The 18,090-nt window shown below is 71.5% G+C and carries 21 protein-coding genes; 15 read left to right on the top strand and 6 right to left on the bottom strand.

All coding sequences use genetic code 11. The features are described from left to right. The first annotated feature begins 80 nt into the window (after nt 1-80). Genes ACYVO7_RS18265 through ACYVO7_RS18250 form a run of 4 tightly spaced genes read left to right on the top strand, consistent with a single transcriptional unit; the run spans nt 81 to nt 4,080 of the window. Nucleotides 81-1,079, top strand: a complete 999-nt coding sequence (locus ACYVO7_RS18265; RefSeq protein WP_460451244.1) for a tripartite tricarboxylate transporter substrate binding protein — start codon at nt 81-83, stop codon at nt 1,077-1,079. Between the two features lie 58 nt (nt 1,080-1,137). Next, complete coding sequence (locus ACYVO7_RS18260; protein ID WP_460451243.1) at nt 1,138-1,605, top strand: tripartite tricarboxylate transporter TctB family protein; 468 nt, start codon at nt 1,138-1,140, stop codon at nt 1,603-1,605. Nucleotides 1,606-1,644: 39 nt separating this feature from the next. Beyond that, nucleotides 1,645-3,153, top strand: a complete 1,509-nt coding sequence (locus tag ACYVO7_RS18255; protein WP_460451242.1) for a tripartite tricarboxylate transporter permease — start codon at nt 1,645-1,647, stop codon at nt 3,151-3,153. A gap of 51 nt (nt 3,154-3,204) precedes the next feature. Beyond that, on the top strand, nt 3,205-4,080 hold the full coding sequence (locus tag ACYVO7_RS18250; protein ID WP_460451241.1) for an AEC family transporter: 876 nt from the start codon (nt 3,205-3,207) through the stop codon (nt 4,078-4,080). A gap of 15 nt (nt 4,081-4,095) precedes the next feature. Here the strand turns inward: ACYVO7_RS18250 and ACYVO7_RS18245 are convergent, their stop codons facing one another. Together ACYVO7_RS18245 and ACYVO7_RS18240 are read right to left on the bottom strand one after the other, a co-directional pair. Continuing rightward, nucleotides 4,096-5,598: an ABC transporter substrate-binding protein gene (locus tag ACYVO7_RS18245; RefSeq protein ID WP_460451240.1), complete on the bottom strand. Its 1,503-nt coding sequence runs from the start codon at nt 5,596-5,598 to the stop codon at nt 4,096-4,098. Nucleotides 5,599-5,683: 85 nt separating this feature from the next. After that, on the bottom strand, nt 5,684-7,030 hold the full coding sequence (locus ACYVO7_RS18240) for a DUF4214 domain-containing protein (RefSeq protein ID WP_460451239.1): 1,347 nt from the start codon (nt 7,028-7,030) through the stop codon (nt 5,684-5,686). Between the two features lie 241 nt (nt 7,031-7,271). Between ACYVO7_RS18240 and ACYVO7_RS18235 the strand changes: the two genes are divergently transcribed. The 4 genes from ACYVO7_RS18235 (at nt 7,272) to ACYVO7_RS18220 (ending at nt 9,557) form a co-directional block, all read left to right on the top strand. Further along, a complete protein-coding gene (locus ACYVO7_RS18235; protein WP_460451238.1) occupies nt 7,272-7,688 on the top strand; it encodes a VanZ family protein in 417 nt (138 codons plus the stop codon). 10 nt (nt 7,689-7,698) lie between these two features. Continuing rightward, nucleotides 7,699-8,559 carry an aldose 1-epimerase family protein gene (locus ACYVO7_RS18230; RefSeq protein WP_460451237.1) on the top strand — a complete coding sequence of 287 codons (861 nt, stop codon included), beginning with the start codon at nt 7,699-7,701 and terminating at the stop codon, nt 8,557-8,559. Between the two features lie 96 nt (nt 8,560-8,655). Next, nucleotides 8,656-8,967 carry a hypothetical protein gene (locus ACYVO7_RS18225; protein ID WP_460451236.1) on the top strand — a complete coding sequence of 104 codons (312 nt, stop codon included), beginning with the start codon at nt 8,656-8,658 and terminating at the stop codon, nt 8,965-8,967. A gap of 98 nt (nt 8,968-9,065) precedes the next feature. Further along, nucleotides 9,066-9,557, top strand: coding sequence for a DUF2938 domain-containing protein (locus ACYVO7_RS18220; RefSeq protein WP_460451235.1), 492 nt, complete (start codon nt 9,066-9,068; stop codon nt 9,555-9,557). Here the strand turns inward: ACYVO7_RS18220 and ACYVO7_RS18215 are convergent. Beyond that, nucleotides 9,554-10,102, bottom strand: coding sequence for a methylated-DNA--[protein]-cysteine S-methyltransferase (locus tag ACYVO7_RS18215; RefSeq protein WP_460451234.1), 549 nt, complete (start codon nt 10,100-10,102; stop codon nt 9,554-9,556). The genes ACYVO7_RS18220 and ACYVO7_RS18215 overlap by 4 nt on opposite strands. Nucleotides 10,103-10,150: 48 nt before the next feature. After that, nucleotides 10,151-10,276 (bottom strand): lipoprotein, encoded by a 126-nt coding sequence (locus tag ACYVO7_RS18210; protein ID WP_460451233.1) that lies wholly within the window; start codon nt 10,274-10,276, stop codon nt 10,151-10,153. A 128-nt stretch (nt 10,277-10,404) separates the two neighbouring features. Here ACYVO7_RS18210 and ACYVO7_RS18205 point away from each other — a divergent pair, with 128 nt between their 5' ends. From ACYVO7_RS18205 to ACYVO7_RS18195, 3 genes are read left to right on the top strand one after another with little or no spacing between them, the layout of a single operon-like run. Continuing rightward, nucleotides 10,405-10,617 (top strand): hypothetical protein, encoded by a 213-nt coding sequence (locus ACYVO7_RS18205; RefSeq protein WP_460451232.1) that lies wholly within the window; start codon nt 10,405-10,407, stop codon nt 10,615-10,617. A 50-nt stretch (nt 10,618-10,667) separates the two neighbouring features. Continuing rightward, nucleotides 10,668-10,982: a hypothetical protein gene (locus ACYVO7_RS18200; protein ID WP_460451231.1), complete on the top strand. Its 315-nt coding sequence runs from the start codon at nt 10,668-10,670 to the stop codon at nt 10,980-10,982. A gap of 10 nt (nt 10,983-10,992) precedes the next feature. Beyond that, the gene (locus ACYVO7_RS18195) at nt 10,993-11,217 is read left to right on the top strand and encodes a hypothetical protein (protein ID WP_460451230.1); all 225 of its coding nucleotides are present in this window, start codon (nt 10,993-10,995) and stop codon (nt 11,215-11,217) included. Here ACYVO7_RS18195 and ACYVO7_RS18190 read toward each other — a convergent pair. After that, nucleotides 11,214-11,579 carry a hypothetical protein gene (locus tag ACYVO7_RS18190; RefSeq protein WP_460451229.1) on the bottom strand — a complete coding sequence of 122 codons (366 nt, stop codon included), beginning with the start codon at nt 11,577-11,579 and terminating at the stop codon, nt 11,214-11,216. The two genes, ACYVO7_RS18195 and ACYVO7_RS18190, sit on opposite strands and share 4 nt — an antisense overlap. Before the next feature lie 187 nt (nt 11,580-11,766). Between ACYVO7_RS18190 and ACYVO7_RS18185 the strand changes: the two genes are divergently transcribed. The 3 genes from ACYVO7_RS18185 to ACYVO7_RS18175 are packed head-to-tail and all read left to right on the top strand — an operon-like array spanning nt 11,767 to nt 13,613. Further along, complete coding sequence (locus ACYVO7_RS18185; protein ID WP_460451228.1) at nt 11,767-12,180, top strand: VOC family protein; 414 nt, start codon at nt 11,767-11,769, stop codon at nt 12,178-12,180. 40 nt (nt 12,181-12,220) lie between these two features. Then, nucleotides 12,221-13,300 carry an exo-alpha-sialidase gene (locus ACYVO7_RS18180; RefSeq protein ID WP_460451227.1) on the top strand — a complete coding sequence of 360 codons (1,080 nt, stop codon included), beginning with the start codon at nt 12,221-12,223 and terminating at the stop codon, nt 13,298-13,300. A 16-nt stretch (nt 13,301-13,316) separates the two neighbouring features. Next, entirely contained in the window at nt 13,317-13,613 is a 297-nt protein-coding gene (locus ACYVO7_RS18175) for a ubiquitin family protein (protein WP_460451226.1), read from the top strand. An 11-nt stretch (nt 13,614-13,624) separates the two neighbouring features. On the opposite strand, the gene ACYVO7_RS18170 is transcribed toward ACYVO7_RS18175, so the two are convergent. Further along, nucleotides 13,625-14,743, bottom strand: coding sequence for an FUSC family protein (locus tag ACYVO7_RS18170; RefSeq protein ID WP_460451225.1), 1,119 nt, complete (start codon nt 14,741-14,743; stop codon nt 13,625-13,627). Nucleotides 14,744-14,872: 129 nt separating this feature from the next. On the opposite strand from ACYVO7_RS18170, the gene ACYVO7_RS18165 reads away from it, so the two are divergent. Continuing rightward, entirely contained in the window at nt 14,873-18,031 is a 3,159-nt protein-coding gene (locus tag ACYVO7_RS18165; protein ID WP_460451224.1) for a cyclic nucleotide-binding domain-containing protein, read from the top strand. Nucleotides 18,032-18,090: the final 59 nt, after the last annotated feature.

Genomic DNA, 18,090 nt, shown 5'->3' with positions numbered 1-18,090 from the left:
TCGAGCCCGCCGACATGCACGAAAAACGTCGCGAAAAGCGGCATCGAGACCCGGGAACGGAAACAACAAGGAACGCGTCGATGACATTCATCCCCCTCCGCACGGCGCTGCTCGCGAGCGCGCCGCTCGTCGTCCTCTGGGCCGCCCCGGCCCTGGCCTGGGAGCCCACCAAGCCGATCGAGTTCATCGCCACCGCCGGTCCGGGCGGCGGAACGGACAATCTCGCCCGCCTCGTGCAGAGCGCCATCACCAAGCACAAGCTGGTCGACCAGCCCATCGTGGTGTCCAACAAGGGCGGCGGCAGCGGCGCGGAGGGCTATGTCTACGGCAAGTCCCAGGCGGGCGACCCCTACAAGGTGATCTTCGGCACCTCGAACGCCTGGACGCAGCCGCTCGTCTCCAAGGTGGCGTTCAACTACACCGACCTCACGCCGATCGCGTCGGTGGCGTCGGACGAGTTCATGCTCTGGGTGAAGCAGGATTCGCCCATCAAGTCGGGCAAGGACTATGTCGAGGCGGCCAAGAGCGGCGACTTCAAGATGGCCGGCGCCCAGTCCAAGGACACCGACGAGACGCTGACGCGGCTCATCGAGAAGGCGGCCGGGATCAAGCTGACCTACATTCCGTTCAAGAGCGGCAGCGAAGCGGCCGTGCAGCTGGCCGGCGGCCATGTCAGCTCGCATGTGAACAACCCGTCCGAGAGCATCGGGCAGTGGCGCGGCGGCACCCAGCGGCCGGTCTGCGTGTTCAACACCAAGCGGCTGCCCGAGGGGCCCAAGGTGACGGCCAACGAGAGCTGGCACGACATCCCCACCTGCGTGGAGAGCGGCCTCAACGTCCCGCTCTACTCGCAGCCGCGCACCGTCTGGCTGCCGGGCGGCGTGACGCCGGACCAGGCCGCCTTCTATGTCGACCTGATGAAGAAGGTCCAGGCGACGCCGGAGTGGAAGGAGTATATCGAGCGCAGCTCGCAGACCTCCGAATTCATCACCGGTCCGCAGTTCAAGACCTTCATCGACGAGGATCTCGAGCGCAACCGCAAGGTCGCGGCCGAGCAGGGCTGGCTCGTCGCCAAGTAGCGCGGCGTCCGCTGCGCGCGCCGCGTCCGCGCGGCGCCGCCGCCCGGAGGGCACCCTCATGATGACCCGTCGTCATTTCGAAGCGCTCACCGGCGCGATCACGCTGGCGTTCGGCGTCGCCGTGATCGTGTCGAGCATCCAGGTCGGCGCCGGCTGGGACGGCGGCGACGTGCAGTCCGGCACGTTCCCGCTGCTGGCCGGATCGCTGGTGGCCGCGGGCAGCCTGTACAACCTCGTCCAGGCGTTCCTCGGCCCCAACCCGGTCATCGCGCGCCCGGACGAGCTGCGCCGGGTGGCCAGCCTGTTCCTGCCCGCGCTCGGCTTCGTGGCCCTGATCCCGCTCCTCGGGATCTACGCCTCGGGCGTCGGCTACCTGCTCTGGTCGCTGCGCATCCAGCACAAGATGGCCTGGACCCGGTCCGCGGCGATCGCCGCCGGCGCCGCCCTCGCCCTCTATTTCACCTTCGAGCGCGCGTTCCAGGTCCTGCTGCCGCATGGCTGGCTCGGCGCCAAGCTCGGGTTCTGAGCCGCGCGCCGAGGCTCGTCCGCAACCGGGATCCCGCCCGTGGAAAACATTTCAGAACTCATGCACGGCTTCGAGGTCGCCCTCACCGTGCAGCATATCGGGCTGATGGTGGCGGGCGTGCTGCTCGGCATCCTGGTCGGCGTGCTGCCGGGCCTCGGCGCGCCGAACGGCGTCTCGCTGCTGCTGCCGCTCACCTTCGGGATGCAGCCGGTGTCGGCCATCATCCTGCTCTCCAGCATGTATTGGGGCGCGCTGTTCGGCGGCTCCGTGACGTCGATCCTGTTCAACATCCCGGGCGAACCCTCCTCGGTGGCGACGACCTTCGACGGCTATCCGATGGCGCGCGACGGCCAGCCGACCAAGGCGCTGGCCACCGCCTTCGGGTCGGCGGCCTTCGGCGCGCTGGTGGGCGTCGTGCTGATCACCCTGCTGGCCGGATGGGTGGCCAAGGCGGCGCTGCAATTCGGCCCGGCGGAATATTTCGCGGTCTATTTCCTGGCCTTCGCCAGCTTCATCGGCATGGGCGGCAGCCCGCCCGCCAAGACGCTGGTGTCGCTGGCCATCGGCTTCGCGCTGGCGGCGGTGGGCATCGACACCGTGTCGGGCAGCGTGCGACTCACCATGGGGGTGGACGAGCTGGTCAAGGGCGTCAGCTTCGTGGTCGCCGTCATGGGGCTCTTCGGCATCGGCGAGCTGATGCTGGCCGTCGAGGACGAGGCCACCTCGATCAAGGGCGTCGAATCGCGCGTCGACTGGCGCGAGGTGCTGGTGACGCTGGCGGGCCTGCCGCGCCATGGCTGGGCCCTGCTGCGCAGCGCCGCCATCGGCTGCTGGATGGGGGTGACGCCGGGCGGGCCGACCGCCGCCTCCTTCATGAGCTACGGGGTGGCCAAGCGCTTCTCGCCGCGGCGGGAGAATTTCGGGCGCGGCGAGCAGGAGGGCATCATCGCCCCGGAGACCGCCGACCACGCCGCCGGCACCAGCGCGCTCCTGCCGATGCTGGCGCTGGGCATCCCGGGCTCGGCCACCGCCGCCGTGATGATGGGCGGGCTGATGATCTGGGGCCTGAATCCCGGGCCGATGCTGTTCATCGAGCAGAAGGATTTCGTCTGGGGGCTGATCGCCAGCATGTATCTGGGCAATGTGGTCGCGCTCGTCCTCGTGCTGCTGACCGTGCCGATCTTCGCCGCCATGATGCGGATCCCGTTCTACGTCATCACGCCGCTGATCCTGATCGTCATCACGGTAGGCGCCTATTCGGTGTCCAACTCCTATCTGGACGTCATGCTGATGATGGGCTTCGGGGTGCTCGGATACCTGTTCAAGAAGCTGCACTATCCGCTCGCCCCCCTGGTGCTGGCGATGGTGATCGGCGACAAGGCTGAGGACGCGTTCCGACAGGCGATGCTGATCTCCAGGGGCTCTCTCGGGATCTTCTTCAGCAACGGGCTGGTGGCGACCCTGATGGGCATCGGGATCCTGTTCCTGATCATCCCGCTCGTGGGCCAGCTCCGGTCCCGCCGGACGATGGCGCGCCCCGCCCTCTGACCGACGACGCCCATCCCGGGCGCCGGCCGGCAGCCCCCGTGAAAGCGAGCCATGGCCGGCGTCGTCCTCTCCACCATCCTGCCGATCCTGATCACGGTCGCGATCGGCTTCCTGTGGGCGCGGGCCGGACGCAAGATCCAGTCGCCGGACCTGACCGCCCTCATCGCCGACGTCGCGACGCCGTGCCTGATCGTCTCGACCTTCCAGAAGACGCATGTGTCGCCGGCGGCGTTCGGGGCCATGGCGGGCGCGGCGGCGCTGGCGATCCTGCTGTTCGCGCTGTGCGGCGCCGTGATCCTGAAGGCGCTGGGCCTGAAGCTGCGCACCTTCCTGCCCTCGGTGGCCTTTCCGAACGCCGGGAACCTGGGGCTGCCCGTGGCGCTCTACGCGTTCGGCGACGAGGGCCTGGGCTACGCCATCGTGTTCTTCTCGATCTCGTCCATCGCCAACTACACGCTCGGACAGGCCATCGCCGCCGGACAGGCGAACTGGCGCGGCCTCGTGCGCCTGCCCATCCTGTACGCGATCGCGCTGGCGGTGGCGCTGTCGCTGGCCTCGATCCAGCTGCCGGTCTGGCTCGGCTCGACCGTCAGCCTCATCGGCGGGCTGACCGTCCCGATCATGTTGCTGCTCCTCGGAGCCTCGATCAGCAGCCTCGGCGTCGCCTCCGCCGGGCGGGCCGCGGCGGTGTCGCTGGTGCGCATCGCGATGGGCGCCGCGGTCGGCTTCGCGGTGGCCGCGCTGTTCGGCTTCACGGGCGTGATCAGGGCGGTGCTGGTGATGCAGGCCGCCAACCCCGTGGCGGTCTACAACTATCTCTTCGCGCAGCGCTGGAACAACGAGCCCGAACAGGTGGCCGGCGTGGTCGTGGTCTCGACGCTGATGTCGGTCGTGACCATCCCGCTCCTGCTGGCCGCCCTGATCTGAGGGCCCGCTCCGGCGTCAGCGCACGCTGACGCCCTGCAGGCGGATGATGCCGTCCGGGCTGTTGTGGAAGCCCTGCACCCGCGCGCTGTAGGCCCGCAGCCAGTTCAGGTGGTACAGCACCAGATGCGCCCGGGCGGCGAGCCAGCGCGAAGTGGCCTGCCGGTAGAGCGCGACGCGCTGGGCCTCGTCGGTGACGGTGCGGGCCTGGTTCAGGAGCTTGTCGACCTCGGGGTCGCAATATTTGCCCCAGTTCAGGTAGCCGTCGCAGGCGGCCCAATGGGTGAGGTTGCCGTCCGGATCCGTGCGGCCGCTCCAGATCACGACGGCGCTCTGGTAGTCGCCCCGGTTGGTGCGGTCCACCATCGAGGTCGCCTCCATGGCGTCGATCTTCACGTCGAAGCCGGCCTCCGCCGACATCGACTGGATCACCTGCGCCACCTGCTGGTCCGTCGGGTTGTTGGCCACCGTGATGGTGAAGGGGACGCGGTCGTAGCCGGCCTCCTTGAGAAGCTTCTTCGCCTTCTCGACATCGCGCTGCGGCAGCGGCGCGTCGGGATTGAAGTAGCGCGAGCCCGGCGGCTCCGTCTGGTTGCTGGGCACGAAGGCGCCGCCGAACACCACTTCGTTGACGACCCGGCGGTCGAAGGAGAGCTCGAAGGCCTCCCGCACCCGGGCGTCCTTGCTCATGGGCGAGGCGTTCGGCGACTTGTCCGCGAGGTTGATGGAGAGCGTGTAATAGGCCAGCGACGGCGCCGAGCTGACGCGGATGCGCGCGTCGGTCCTGGCGGCCTCCATGTCGGTCGCGGCGATGCGCTCGATGATGTCGAGCTGCCCGGCCCGCAGGTTCATGAGATTGACGGTCGGGTCCGGGATCGGCAGGTAGGTGACCTCGTCGACCAGGATGGACTTGGCGTCCCAGTAGTCGGGGAAGCGCTCGAACACGATCTTGTCCTGCGCCACGCGCTGCTTGAACCGGAAAGGCCCGGAGCAGGACGGGTTGGACGAGGCCGCCTCGCCGGCTTTCTCGGTGGCCTTCGGGGCCATCATCATGCCGGCCCGGTCGGCCAGCACGGACAGCAGCGGCGCGTAGGGGGCGGAGAGGATGAAGCGGACCGTCAGGGGGTCGACCACCTCCACGTCCGTCACCGGCTTCAGCTCGCCCTTGCGGACCGAGTAGGAGGCGTCCTTGTAGCGCTTGATGTTGAAGCGCACCGCCTCCGCGTCGAAGGGCTCGCCGTCATGGAAGGTGACGCCGCTGCGCAGGCGCATGGTCAGCGCCTTGCCGTCGGGGGACCACGTCCAGTCCGTGGCGAGCTGGGGCACGAATTTCAGATCGTCGCTGACGTCGACGAGCTTGTCGCAGAGCGCGGCGAAGACGACGCGCCCGACGAAGGACCCGCCCCGGGCGGGATCCAGCAAATCGGGGTCTGATTGAAGGCCGATCCGGAGGGAGGCGGCCGATCCGGGGCCGGCGAGGGCCAGCACTCCGGCGAGGGCGACGGCGCAAACGCGTAGCATGGGGACTCCTGATCCCGAGGGGGACCAGGAGTCTTCCATAAGACCGCCCGCCGATCCACCGCCGGAGGCGAGGGGCTGACCTTCGTCAGACGTCCAGCCACATCCCGTGCGCGATGGCCGGGGCGACCTTCGCCACGTTTTCGGGGCTTTCGGAGAAGCTCGCCAGGATGTCCGCCATGCTCGACCCCGTGGCGAGGAGCCCCGACCAGTAGGTCAGGCCGCCGGCGTCCGCGGCGCGGCCGAGGACGTTCTGGTAGAGGAGCGAGATCATCGAGACCGCCGAGCCGCCGCCGATCTTGGCCGCGAACTCGCCAGAGCCGGCGAAGCCGGCGGCGATCTTGCTCAGGCTCGCGCCCTGGTCGAGGCGGTCGGTCCAGTAGGTCAGGCCGGACTGCTCCGGGGCGCGGCCGAGCGCGGCCTGGTAGAGCCGGTAGGCCTGCCCGGCATGTCCATCGACGTCGAGCGCCAGCTCCTTGTCGGTGAAGTGCAGCCGCTCCACCCCCGTCAGGGTTGCGGTTCCCTGCGGGCCGGACACCGTGACCGAGCCCGTGTTGAAGGTGATCGTCTCCGCCCCGCTCGTAGCGGAGAACACGGCGGTGTCGAGCCCGGCGCCGCCCGTCACGGTCGTGACGCCCGAGACGATGGCGAAGACGTCGTCGCCGCTCGATCCGGTCAGGATGGGACCGCCGCCGCTGGTCGCCGCGCCGCTCGGCGAGGAGCCCGACGCGACGCCGCTGGAGGCGGTCGCCGTCGAACCGGTCGCGGAGGCGAGCGGAACCCCGAGGTCCTGCATCACCGCGATGTCCAGCGCCGTGACGGTATGCGCCACGCCGGGCGGAAGCCCGGTTCCGCCCATCAGGTCGGAGCTGGCCGCCTGGGACTGGCTGTTGCCGAAGTGATAGTAGGCCTCGCCATTGGCCAGCGTCGTGACCGGCACCGCGCCGCCATAGACGGCGACCGCATGCGCGCCGATGAACCAGGCCGAGCCGTCCGAACGGACCTGGACCAGCGAATCGAACGGAGACTCGGCCGACCCCAGGGCGCCGGCGTCGCTGCGGAAGCCGTTGATGCCGAAGGCGTGCCCGAGTTCGTGCCGCAGCACGGTGAGCGCGTCGTATTTGTTGGAGGGCGGCGCCGTCGTGGAGCCGGGGGTGGGATTGAACCAGAAGCTGGACCCGACCAGGGACGCGTTCAGGTTGATGATCACGTCCGCCGCCGACCCGTTCGGGTCGACGCCGGTCTGCAGCTCGGAGACCGCGCCGCTCTCGAAGACCGAGCGCACGCCGTCCATGCGCTGGAACACCGTGGTCGCCGCCATGCAGTTGGCGAGGACGCCGGTTCCGAGCGGGACGACGTTGATCTGGACGTCGATCGCTCCCAGTCCGCCCAAGACGCTGGCCCAATCGGCGAGCGCGGCCTTGACGTCCGTCAAGATCAACGCGTCCTGCGGCAGCTGCGCGCTGTCGGCTAGTTTTACCGTATAAGAGAAAGACACTTGGGCCTCGATCGACAACGACTATGCTGGGGCGTCGATGAACGTGTCGCCCAGGCGATACTTGGGTTGAGGTGTTACCGAACCCTTTCCATCGACTTGTCACTTGATGCGACCGGGCCAGATTCGCCTATTCGGGAGAAACACGGACAGGTCGCCGCGCCGATCGACAGGAGCCCGCATGGAGCTGAGCCAGGTCTGGAACGCGCTGGTCCGCATGGGGCGGCGGCGCGCGCCGTGGGTGCAGGTCGCGCTGGTCGCCACCCTGTCGGTGCTCTCGCTGCTGCCCGGCGAGGAACGCCCGCATACCGGCCTGCCCGGCCAGATCGAGCATGTCGTCGCCTATTGCGGGACGGGGCTGATCGTGGGCGTGCTCGCCCACTCCCAGGCTCGCCGGCTCGGCTGGGCGGCGGGCCTCATCGCGCTCGCCGGGGCGCTGGAGTTCCTGCAGGCGTTCGTGCCGGGCCGCACGTCGCAGGCGATCGACTGGATCGCCAGTTCGTCCGGCGCCATCATCGGCGTGGGCGTCGCGCTCCTGCTGGCGAGATGGTCGCCGCCCGCCGAACCGGGGCTCGGCCAAGCCGCCCCGGGCGAATGATGGGCGCCGCATGATCATCCTGGAGGACGCGCGGCTTCGCGCGGCGATCTCGCCCCACGGGGCCGAGCTGCAGTCGCTCACCCCCGCGGGGGGCGAGGACGTGATGTGGGGCGCGGGGCCGGAATGGCCGCGCCATTCGCCGCTGCTGTTTCCCATCGTCGGGCGCCTGGAGGGCGAGGCGCTGCTGCATGAGGGGCGCGTTTACCGGATGCCGAAGCACGGCTTCGCCCGGGACAGCGCCTTTCGCGTCGCGGCGCGCGACGCGGCCTCGTGCGTGCTGGACCTGCGCGACTCGCCGGCGACGCGCGCCGTCTATCCCTTCGCGTTCACCCTGGCCCTGACCTACCGGATCCATGACGGGGCGCTGACCATCGACTATGCGGTCGCCAATCCCGGGCCGGAGCCCCTGCCCTTCTCGCTGGGCGCGCATCCGGCGTTCCGCTGGCCGCTCGGCGACGCGCCCAAGACCGCCCATGCGCTCGCCTTCGAGCGGGAGGAGACCGCGCCGGTGCGCCGGCTCGTCGGCGAGAAGCTCGGGCCCGGGCGCCCCACCCCCGTCGAGGGGCGCACCCTGCGGCTGCGCGAGGATCTCTTCGCCGAGGACGCGCTGGTCTTCGACCATGTGAACAGCCGCTCGGTGACCTATGGGGCGCCGGGCGGGCCGTCGGTCCGGGTCTCGTGGTCCGGCTTCAGGGAGCTGGGCGTCTGGATGAAGCCCGGAGCCGACTTTCTCTGCATCGAGCCCTGGCGCGGCTACGACACGCCGGTGGAGTTCGACGGCCCCTTCGTGGACAAGCCGGGGGTGGTGACGCTCGCGCCGGGCGGCACGGCCCGATTCGGCCTGACGATCGCGCCTTCCCCGGCCGCCTGAGGGCGGGTCCGGCCGCGCAGGGCCGCTCCTTGCGCACGCGGCCGGAACGGCCCGCGCCCCCGCCCGTTTCCCTGCCCATGAGCAAGGAGACACATCATGGATGATCGCAGGACGGCTTCGGTCCAGTTCACGGACCGGCAGGGCGCCGAGCGGGCGATGCAGGCCGCGCTGCGCGCGGGCTTTCCCAAGCAGGACGTCTCGCTGACCACGTCGAGCGACCGGCGCCACTTCATCGTCCGCGTCGACGCCGGCGACGCCTACGAGCGCGCCATGGCGGCGATCAGGGGCGCGGGCCGGGGCTCCCGGCGCCTGGCCGAAGCCATCACGGGCGAGGGCGCGTTCCCGATGGCGGGACCGCTGCTGGCGGCCTTCGCGGTCGGCTATCTGATCCGCTTCGCGCGCAGCTGAGCGGCTCGCGCCGCAGACGCTGTTGCGCAGCTCGAGCCGGCGCGCGATCCTCGCCGCAAGGGCGATTCCCCCGCCCGCGCTCCGGCCAAGGCTGCCTCATGCTCGAATTTCTCTGGCGCTCCATCGTCATCGGGGCCGCCGGCACGGCCCTGATGGACGTCTGGGCCATCCTGCTCAACCGCGCCTTCGGCGTGCCCTCGCCCAACTGGGCGCTGGTCGGGCGGTGGTTCGGGCATCTGCCGTCCGGCGCGGTGTTCCACGAGGACATCGGGGCGGCGGCCCCGGTGGCCAACGAGCTGGCGCTGGGCTGGGTCGCCCACTACGCCATCGGCGTGCTCTACGCCGCCGTGCTGCTCGTCGTCGCCGGTCCGGGCTGGGCGCAGTCGCCCACCTTCCTGCCGGCCTGGATCATCGGCCTCGTCACCGTGGGGGCGGGCTGGTTCCTGCTTCAGCCGGGGATGGGCGCCGGCTGGGCGGCCTCGCGCCGGCCCAACGCCAACCAGATCAGGATCCTCAACGTCGTCGCCCACACGGTGTTCGCGGCCGGCATGTATGCGGGCGCGCTGGGGCTGCGGCTGGCGTCCGCCTAGCGCGGGTCGAACAGCGTCGGCTCGTTGCCCATGAAGCCCTCGATGGCCAGCATGCGCAGCTTCGTGGACCGGCCGCCATGGGCGGAGAATCCGCCCGGGCGCCCGTTGGCGGCCAGCACGCGATGGCAGGGCACGATGATCGGGAACGGGTTGCGGCCCAGCGCCTGCCCGACGGCCCGCGCCGCGTCCGGATCGCCCAGGCGCCGTGCGATGTCGCCATAGGTCAGGGTCCGGCCGGGCGGTATCGAGAGCGCCTCGGCGTAGACCGCCTTGTTGAACTCGGGCACGCCCGCCATGTCGAGCGCGATCCCGCCGAGATCGACGCGCTCGCCCGCCATTAAGGCCTGAATCTGGGCGATCGCCTGCGCGACGGGAGCGGGCGGCGCGGCCTCGACCGCGCCCGGACGCCGGGCGATCAGGCGGGAGCAGGTCGCCTTCGCGTTGCCCTCGGGCAGTTGCACGGCGGACACGCCCCGGTCCGTCCACGCAATGGCGCAGACGCCGATGGCCGTGTCGAACAGGCTGAACGGATCCTGACGCGCCATGGAGATGATTCTACACCCGCCGCGAGGCCAGGCGAAGACCTCGCGGCCTCAGCGGGCCTGGTCGTCCTGGCAGCTGCGGAACGGGTTGTAGGGGCGAAGATCGGTGCAATGGCCGCAGCCGGCGAGCGAGGCCGCCATCGAGATCAGGGCCGCCAGGGCGAGAACGCGTCGCATCCACTCCTCCAAGTTGCATTCAATAGGAGCATACGCGCTTCCAATCGCCAAACGGGGGCCGGACGCTCACGATCGTTTACGATTTATTAACCATCCTGGGGCCTGCTCTGCGCAGAGGAATTTTGCAAATGACGTCATCCCCCCACGTCGACACTGCGACCGACTCTCCCCCCGCCATGCTGGCCGACAGCGCGCTCGAACAGGCGCTCACGGATCCGTTGCCGCCCTACCTCGTCCGGCTCGTCCATATGTTGGACAGGATCGAGCGGCGGGAAGCCGCGCTGGGCGCCGGCGCGCCCGACCGCCGGCTCGACCGGCTCGCCTCGGCCAGACCGCGCTAGAGTTGCGCGCGGTCATTGAACTTCCCGGACGGCCGTGGCGTTCTCTGGGCATGAGACCTCATGCAGCCAGGCTCGCGCGCTGGACGGCGGCGGGCGCCTTCGCGATCATCTGCGGGTCCGCATGGGCGCTGGACGAGCCCGTGACGTGGCGCGACGAGACCGGCTGCGCCTATCTGCTCACGCCCCAGGGCGGGATCACGCCCAAGCTGCGCCGCGACAGCCTGCCGGACTGTCCGGAGAGCGCGCCGCGCCCGCCGATCACCTCCGCGCCGATCATCTCCGACGACGCCGTGCGCGACGTGCAGCGCGGGGTCGACGCCCTGCGGCGGGAGATCGAGCGCCTCGGCGACCGGTTCCGCCGATGACGGGCGTGCGATGAGGCGCTTCTTTCGCCACCCGCTGCACCGGGCCGCCGCGGTCGTCCTCGTCTGCGCGGCGCTGCTGGGCTATGGGGCGCCGGCGCTCGCGACGGAGCCGAGCCTGAAGTCGGCGCTGCTCGTGGCCATCGGCGTCTGCGGGCTCGCGGTCTCAGGTTACCGGGCCTATGCGGCCCGCGCCCGCCGCCGCGCCGCGGCCGAACGCGACCCCACCCTGCGCTAGCCCGCCGGCCGGCGCAGAGCGGCCTCGCGGGCGACCCTGCCGAACAGCATAGCCGACACGGCGCCCAGCGCCCCGGCGACGGCCTTGATCTCGAAGTCATGCACCCGCCCGTGCCGGCTCGGCGCGAGATACTGCATGGCCTCCAGCCCCGCCGCCGCGGCCACGACCGCCGCCAGGACGGCGATCCTGCGGCGCGGATAGGCGAGCCCGAAGAACAGGCCGACCAGCCCGAATGCGGCGAAGCGCTCCAGATCGACGGAGAGGCCGGTGACCGGCCGGAGGCCGATGGGGCACACGGTCATCAGCGCGATGGCGACGACCAACAGCCAGGCGGCGATGCGGAAGGAACGGATGCTGGGCACTCGGGCGGAACTCGCGGGCTTGCGGCGACGATGCGCCGGGCGGCGCGCGCGCCCACTGTGTGCCGATGGGCTGCGGTGATAATGAGGCGTGAGCCGGGAGAAAAATCAAGCTCGGCCTGTCGGCGCCGGCGACCGCCGCTCGTCCTTGGGGCGACGGCGCACGGCCGGACCCAACGGAGGACACCCCATGTCGGTCAACCCCTATCTGTTTTTCAACGGGCGTTGCGAGGAGGCTTTCACCTTCTACAAGGCCGTCCTCGGAGCCGAGGTGAAGGCGCTCATGCGCTATCGCGACGCGCCCGAGGGACCCCCGCCCGGCATGCTTCCGCCCGGGTCGGAAAACAAGATCATGCATGGCGAGATCGCCATCGGCGGCTCGTCCGTCATGGCCTCGGACGGCGAATGCTCGGGCGCGTCGAGCTTCCAGGGCTTCTCGCTGTCGCTCGTCGTGGGCTCGGAGGACGAGGCCGAGCGCGCTTTTGCGGCGCTGAGCGAGGGCGGTGCGGTCAGGATGCCGATGGCCAAGACCTTCTTCGCCCCCCGCTTCGGCATGCTGACCGACAAGTTCGGCGTCGGCTGGATGGTGTTGGCGCAGGCCTGAGAGGTCCCGCTCCCCCTTGTTCCCTCACACGGAGGCCGCCATGGGCGAAAGCGTGCTGGTGCTGGTCGGGACCCGCAAGGGCCTGTTCATCCTGAGGAGCGACGACGACAGGCGATCCTGGAGCCTGAAGGGACCGCTTTGCGAGACGTGGCCGATCAACCACGCGGTCGCCGACAGCTCCGGCGTGATCTACGCCGGCGGCGGCAGCGAGTGGCTCGGCCCGGCGGTGTGGCGCTCCGACGATCTCGGCGCGACATGGACCTACTCGCGCGACGGGCTCGGCTACGCGGCCGGCGAGGCGCCGATCAAGTCGGTCTGGAGCGTCGCCCCGTCCGGCGGGCGCCTCTACGCCGGGGTGGAGCCGGCCGGGCTCTTCGCCAGCGACGACGGCGGCCGCACCTGGAGCCACGTGGCCGGTTTGCGCGATCATCCGTCCCGCCCGGAATGGCAGCCGGGCGGCGGCGGCCTCATCCTGCACTCCATCGTCACGGACCCGCAGGACGCCGGCCGCCTCTGGGTCGGCATCTCGTCGGCGGGGGTGTTCCACAGCGCCGACGGCGGGGCCACCTGGGAGCCCCGCAATCGGGGCACGCGCGCCGACTACATGCCGGAGGGCCATCGCCATCCGGAGTTCGGCCAGTGCGTGCACTCCGTCGCGATGGCGCCCGGCATGCCGGACCGGCTCTACCAGCAGAACCATTGCGGCATGTATCGCAGCGACGACGGCGGACGCAGCTGGGCCAGCATCGAGGAGGGCCTGCCGTCGAGCTTCGGCTTCCCGACCGCCGTCCACCCGCGCGATCCCGACACCGTCTACATGCTGCCGCTCAACGGCGACATCGCCGGCCGCTACATGCCGGACGCCCGGACCGCCGTGTGGCGCAGCCGGGACGCCGGCGCGAGCTGGCGAGCGCTGCGCGAGGGGCTGCCGCAGGAGAACGCCTTTTTCGGCGTCCTGCGCCAGGCCCTGGCGACCGACTCGCGGGAGCCGGCCGGGGTCTATTTCGGCACGGGCTCGGGCGCGCTCTTCGCCAGCGCCGACGAGGGCGAGAGCTGGCGCTGCATCGCCCAGCACCTGCCCACGATCACGTCCGTCGAGACGCTGGTCGTGGACCGCTGACGCGTCGGGGGCCGCCATGTCCGCCGCTCACGACCCGACAGACGCCAGGCCGGCGAGGGTCCGGCTGGGGCCCTTGCTGGCGCACATGTTCCCCGACGCCGACCGCGTCGTGGAGCTTCGCGTGGCGACCGTCGCCGAAATGGTGGACGCGCTCGAGGCGCGCTGGCCCGGCATGCGCGACTGCATCTGCGACACCAGCCCGGCGATCCGGCGCCACATGAACGTCTTCGTCGAGGGACGCCGGGCGACGCTCGGCTCCCCGCTCGCCCCCGGCGTCGACGTCTACGTGGTGAACGCCATCAGCGGCGGCTGACCGCGTCAGCCTTACGGCTCGGAGGCCTGGTCGCCGCCCGCCCGGCGCGCGCCGGCCCAGCCGGCCGCGAGATCCTCGGCGTCGTCGAGGTCGTTCTGCAGTTGCTCGAACGCGAAGGACAGCGACCAGAAGCGGCCGATCACCGCGCCGGGCTGCGCGCGCAGCACGCCGTCCCGGCGCACCGCCTCGATCGCCCCCGCATAGTCCTTGATGGCGGCGTCCAGCGCCCCGGATCGCTCGGGCTTGCGGCGCGCCGCAAAGGCCGCGCCGAGTTCGCGCAGCCGCGCTTCGGCGGCGTCGCGGACGTCGCCGAGCGCCGGGGCCATGCGGCCGGCCAGCGCGTCGGGCAGGGCCGTGGCCGCGGCCCGGCCGATCATCACGAGGTCATGGCGCAGCCGGTAGAGCGCGCGCACCAGCGGCTCGGGGTCGGGCTGGTCGGTGAGGTGGCTGCGCCGCTCGCGCGTGGCCTCCTCGGCCGCCGCCTCGAGCTGCTTGAGGGCCGCGCGGATCCGGGCGTGGATCGCCGCGCCGCCCGGCCGGCCCTCTCCGGAGAGGGCGGCGTTCAGCAAAGCCCGCAGCAGGTCGGCGTTGAGCTCCGCGATCCGGCCGGCGCGCTCGGCGACCAGAGCGTGGGCCCGCGCGGGCAGCACCACCAGCGCCACCACGAGGCCGACGAGATTGCCGACGCCGATCTCCAGCACCCGGTCGATCGCCGCCCGCCAGGGATCGCCCAGCGCCGCCCCGGTCGGCAGCAGCATGATCAGCGCCGTGACGGGCGCGACCCGGAAGCTGGGCCGGATCGCCGCCAGGAAGGCGAGCGGCGCCACCGCGGCCAGGACGGCGGCCAGAAGCGTCGCGAAGGACTGGTGCGGGATGGAGACGGAGACCAGCGCGCCCAGCCCCGCCCCGGCCAGGGTGCCGGCGAAGCGGTCCATGGCGGCCTTGAGCGAGCCGCCGACGCTGGCCTGGATCACGATCACGGCCGTGATGACCGCCCAGAACCCCTGGGGCAGCTGGAGCCCGCGGGCGAGCGCGAAGGACGCCCCGGCCGCGATCGTGACCCTCAGGGCGAGCCGCATCTCCGGAGCGTGGCTGCGGATCCAGGCCGCGGCCTCTGGGAGGAATCGCATCCAACGGCCTCTGCAACTTTGAAGTGAGCCGCGGGCGCCGCGGTTGCGCTATGCTGCTTCGCACATCCGGGTCCGGGCGTCCGGGCCAGACAGAGCCATGAGCATGATCGCCATGAGCCGGTTCCGTCCATGAGCACCCGCACGGCGGCCGTCCAGATCCGGGCGACGGCCCAGGAGGCCACGCCCAAGGCGCAGCCGTCCTTCCGCGACGCGTCCGGACGGATGGAGCAGCTCTTCGGCTATATCTGGCGGCGCAGCCGGAAGGAGCAGATCCGGGTGCTCCTGGTGGTCCTGGCCTCCCTGCCCTTCTATTACGCCTCGCTCGACATTCCCAAGCTGATCGTGAGCGACGCCATCCAGGGCCGGGCCTTCGCCGGGCGCTCGACCGCGACCCTGTTTCGCGTCGTCCTGCCGTGGAACGGTGCGGTGCTGTTCGACGGCTTCGAGCTGGACCGCACCGGCTACCTGTTCGCGCTCAGCGCCGTGTTCCTGCTGCTCGTGCTGGTCAACGGCGCCTTCAAATACCTCATCAACATGCGCAAGGGCGCGCTGGGCGAGCGGGTGCTGCAGACCCTGCGCTTCGAGCTGTTCAAGGCGCTCGTCACCGGCCGGGCCGACGACGGGCGGCGGATGAAGGCCTCCGAGGCCGCCACCATCATCAAGGACGAGGTCGAGCCGATCGGCGGCTTCGTGGGCGACGCCTTCATCCAGCCGCTGTTCCTGGGAGGCCAGGCCCTCACCGCGCTGGCGTTCATCTTCGTCCAGAGCCTCGCCCTGGGGGTCTGCGCCGCCGCGCTGGTGGCCGTCCAGGCGCTCATCATCCCGCGCATGCGGCGCGAGCAGCTTCGCCTGAGCCGGCTGCGGCAGCTGAAGTCGCGCGCGCTCGCCGGCAGCATCGGCGAGGTCGTGGACGGGCTGGACGAGGTGCGCAACCACGGCGCCGCGCCCTTCGAGATCAGCCGCATCGCGGCGCGGCTCGAAGACCTGTTCCTGATCCGCTACCAGCTCTATGGGCGCAAATTCGCGGCGAAGTTCGCCAACGGGCTGCTGGCTCAGCTCACCCCCTTCCTGTTTTACTCGCTGGGCGGCTTCTTCGCGCTGCGGGGCGACCTGGCCATCGGCCAGCTGGTCGCCGTGATCGCCGCCTATCGCGACCTGCCTCCCCCGGTGAAGGAGCTGATCGACTGGGACCAGCAGCGCCTCGACGTCGAGGTGAAGTTCCAGCAGGTGCTGGAGCAGTTCTCCGCCGCGCCCGCGCGCTCGGCGCCGGTCTCGCAGCCGGTTCCGCCCGACCTCTCGGCCGGCTCACTGGCGGTGCGGGGCGTCACGGTCGGCCTGCCGGGCGGCGACCGGAGCCTGGAGGGCGTCACCCTGGAGCTGCCGCTCGGCGCCGCGATCGCGCTCTGCGGCCCGCCGGAGGCGGTCAGCGCGCTGGCGCGGGTGATCGCCGGCCGGATCCCTCCGGCGGCCGGCAGCGTCACCGTCGCGGGCCGCCCGTTGGAGGCGCTGGGCGCCGACGCGCTGGGCCGCGACTTCGCGTATGCCGGGCCGGACACGGCGATCTTCGAGGGCACGTTCCGCGACAACCTGATCTACGCGCTGCGGCGGCGGCCCGCGGACGGCGAGCCGCAGGCCGAGTGGCTGGACTACGCCGCCGCGGGAGTCGACGGACCCGGGTCCATCGACGGGGCGATCGGGCGGGCGCTGCGCGCCGTCGACTTCGAGGCGGACGTGCGGCGCATGGGCCTCGGCGCCCGGATCGACGACGCGGCCCTGCCGGAGATCGCCGCCCGGATCGTGGCCGCCCGGCCGCTGGTGGCCGAGCAGCTGCGGCGCGGCGGCGGCGCCGACCTGATCGAGCGCTTCGACCTGGCGCGCTACTGCGGCCACCTGACCATCCGCGAGAACCTGCTGTTCGGCCCCTGGGCTCACGACGAGGAGTTCGAGCCCGCGCTGCTCGGCCTTCTCGCCGTCGAGTTGGCGCGGCTCGGCCTGCGCGAGGCGCTCGAGGACGTGGGGCTGGGCCTCGCCGCGACGCTGGTCGAGATCTTCGCCGATCTCGGACCCGAGAGCCTGCTGTTCCAGCGCTTCTCCTTCGTCTCGGCGGACGCGCTGGACGACTACCGCCGGGGCCTCGCCCGCGCCCGGGCCGGCCGCCGGACGGACGAGGACCGGCTGGCGCAGCTGCGCCTCGCTTTGCGCTACAGCGAGCCCCAGCACCGGCTCGGCCTGCTCGGCGACGACCTGAAGGCGCGCATCCTGGCGGCCCGGCCCGCGATGGCGCGGGCGGCGGCGGCCCACGGCTTCACGGTCACGCCCTATGATCCGGCCGCGTTCTCGCGCGGCGCCAGCATCCGCGACAACCTGCTCTTCGGGCGCGTCATCTCCGAGGCGCCGTCCGCCGAGGAGCGCCTGTCGGCCGCCCTCGACGACGCGCTGGCGCAGAGCGGGCTCGACGCCGACATCCTGGCGATCGGCCTCGACCAGCCCGTCGGGAATGGCGGCCGCCGGCTCTACCCGGCCCAGCGGGCCGCCCTGTCGCTGGCGCGCTGCCTGCTGAAGCGGCCCTCCGTGCTGGTGATCGACGGCGCGCTGTCCGTCTTCGGGGACGTCCAGGGCGCCCGGATCCTCGCCAGCGTGCGCGAGGCCATGCGGGGCCGCACCCTCGTGGCCACCTTCGGGCCGGGCGCGGAGGCGCGGGCGGCGGGCTTCGACCATGTGGTCGAGCTGCGGGCCGGGCGCGCCCGGGTCCGCGCCGGCTCGGCCGCCGCGCAGGCCTCGGACGAGCCGCCCGCCGCCGACGCGCTTTCGGAGGAGGTGCGCGCGCTGCGGGCCGTGCCGCTCCTCGCCTCGCTGGAGACCGCGCGCCTGAAGCTCCTGGCCTTCACGGGCCAGCGCGTCGCCTTTGCGCCCGGCGACGTGCTGATGCGCCAGGGCGACGAGGCCCATGACGCGCTCGTGATCCTGTCCGGCCAGGCGGAGGTCTCCATCACCGGCGACGGCGGGCCGCTCTCGCTCGGGCTGACAGAGCCGAACGCGATCGTCGGCGAGATGGGCGCCCTCACCCGCTCGCGCCGCCTTGCGACCGTGGTCGCCGCCAACCCCATCCGGGCCCTGAAGATCCGCCGCGACGTGCTCCTCGAACTGGTGCTGGAATATCCGGATTTCGGCCTGAAGCTGCTGCAGGCGCAGATCGCACGCGCGGCGGAGGCCGAATCGCTGCTGGTCGCCCGAACCGACGTCGCCATCAAGGCGCGCAGGCGGACCTCCGTCCGCTCGCCCGAATGAGGCGGCGCCCCGCCCGCGGCGGCGCGGATCGGTCGCCCCGGTCTTGATCGTGAAGCGAT

The sequence above is a fragment of the Alsobacter sp. SYSU BS001988 genome (genome assembly GCF_054796215.1).
The sequence above is the reverse complement of the archived record's forward strand: the minus strand, read 5'-3'. Positions and strand labels throughout refer to the sequence as shown.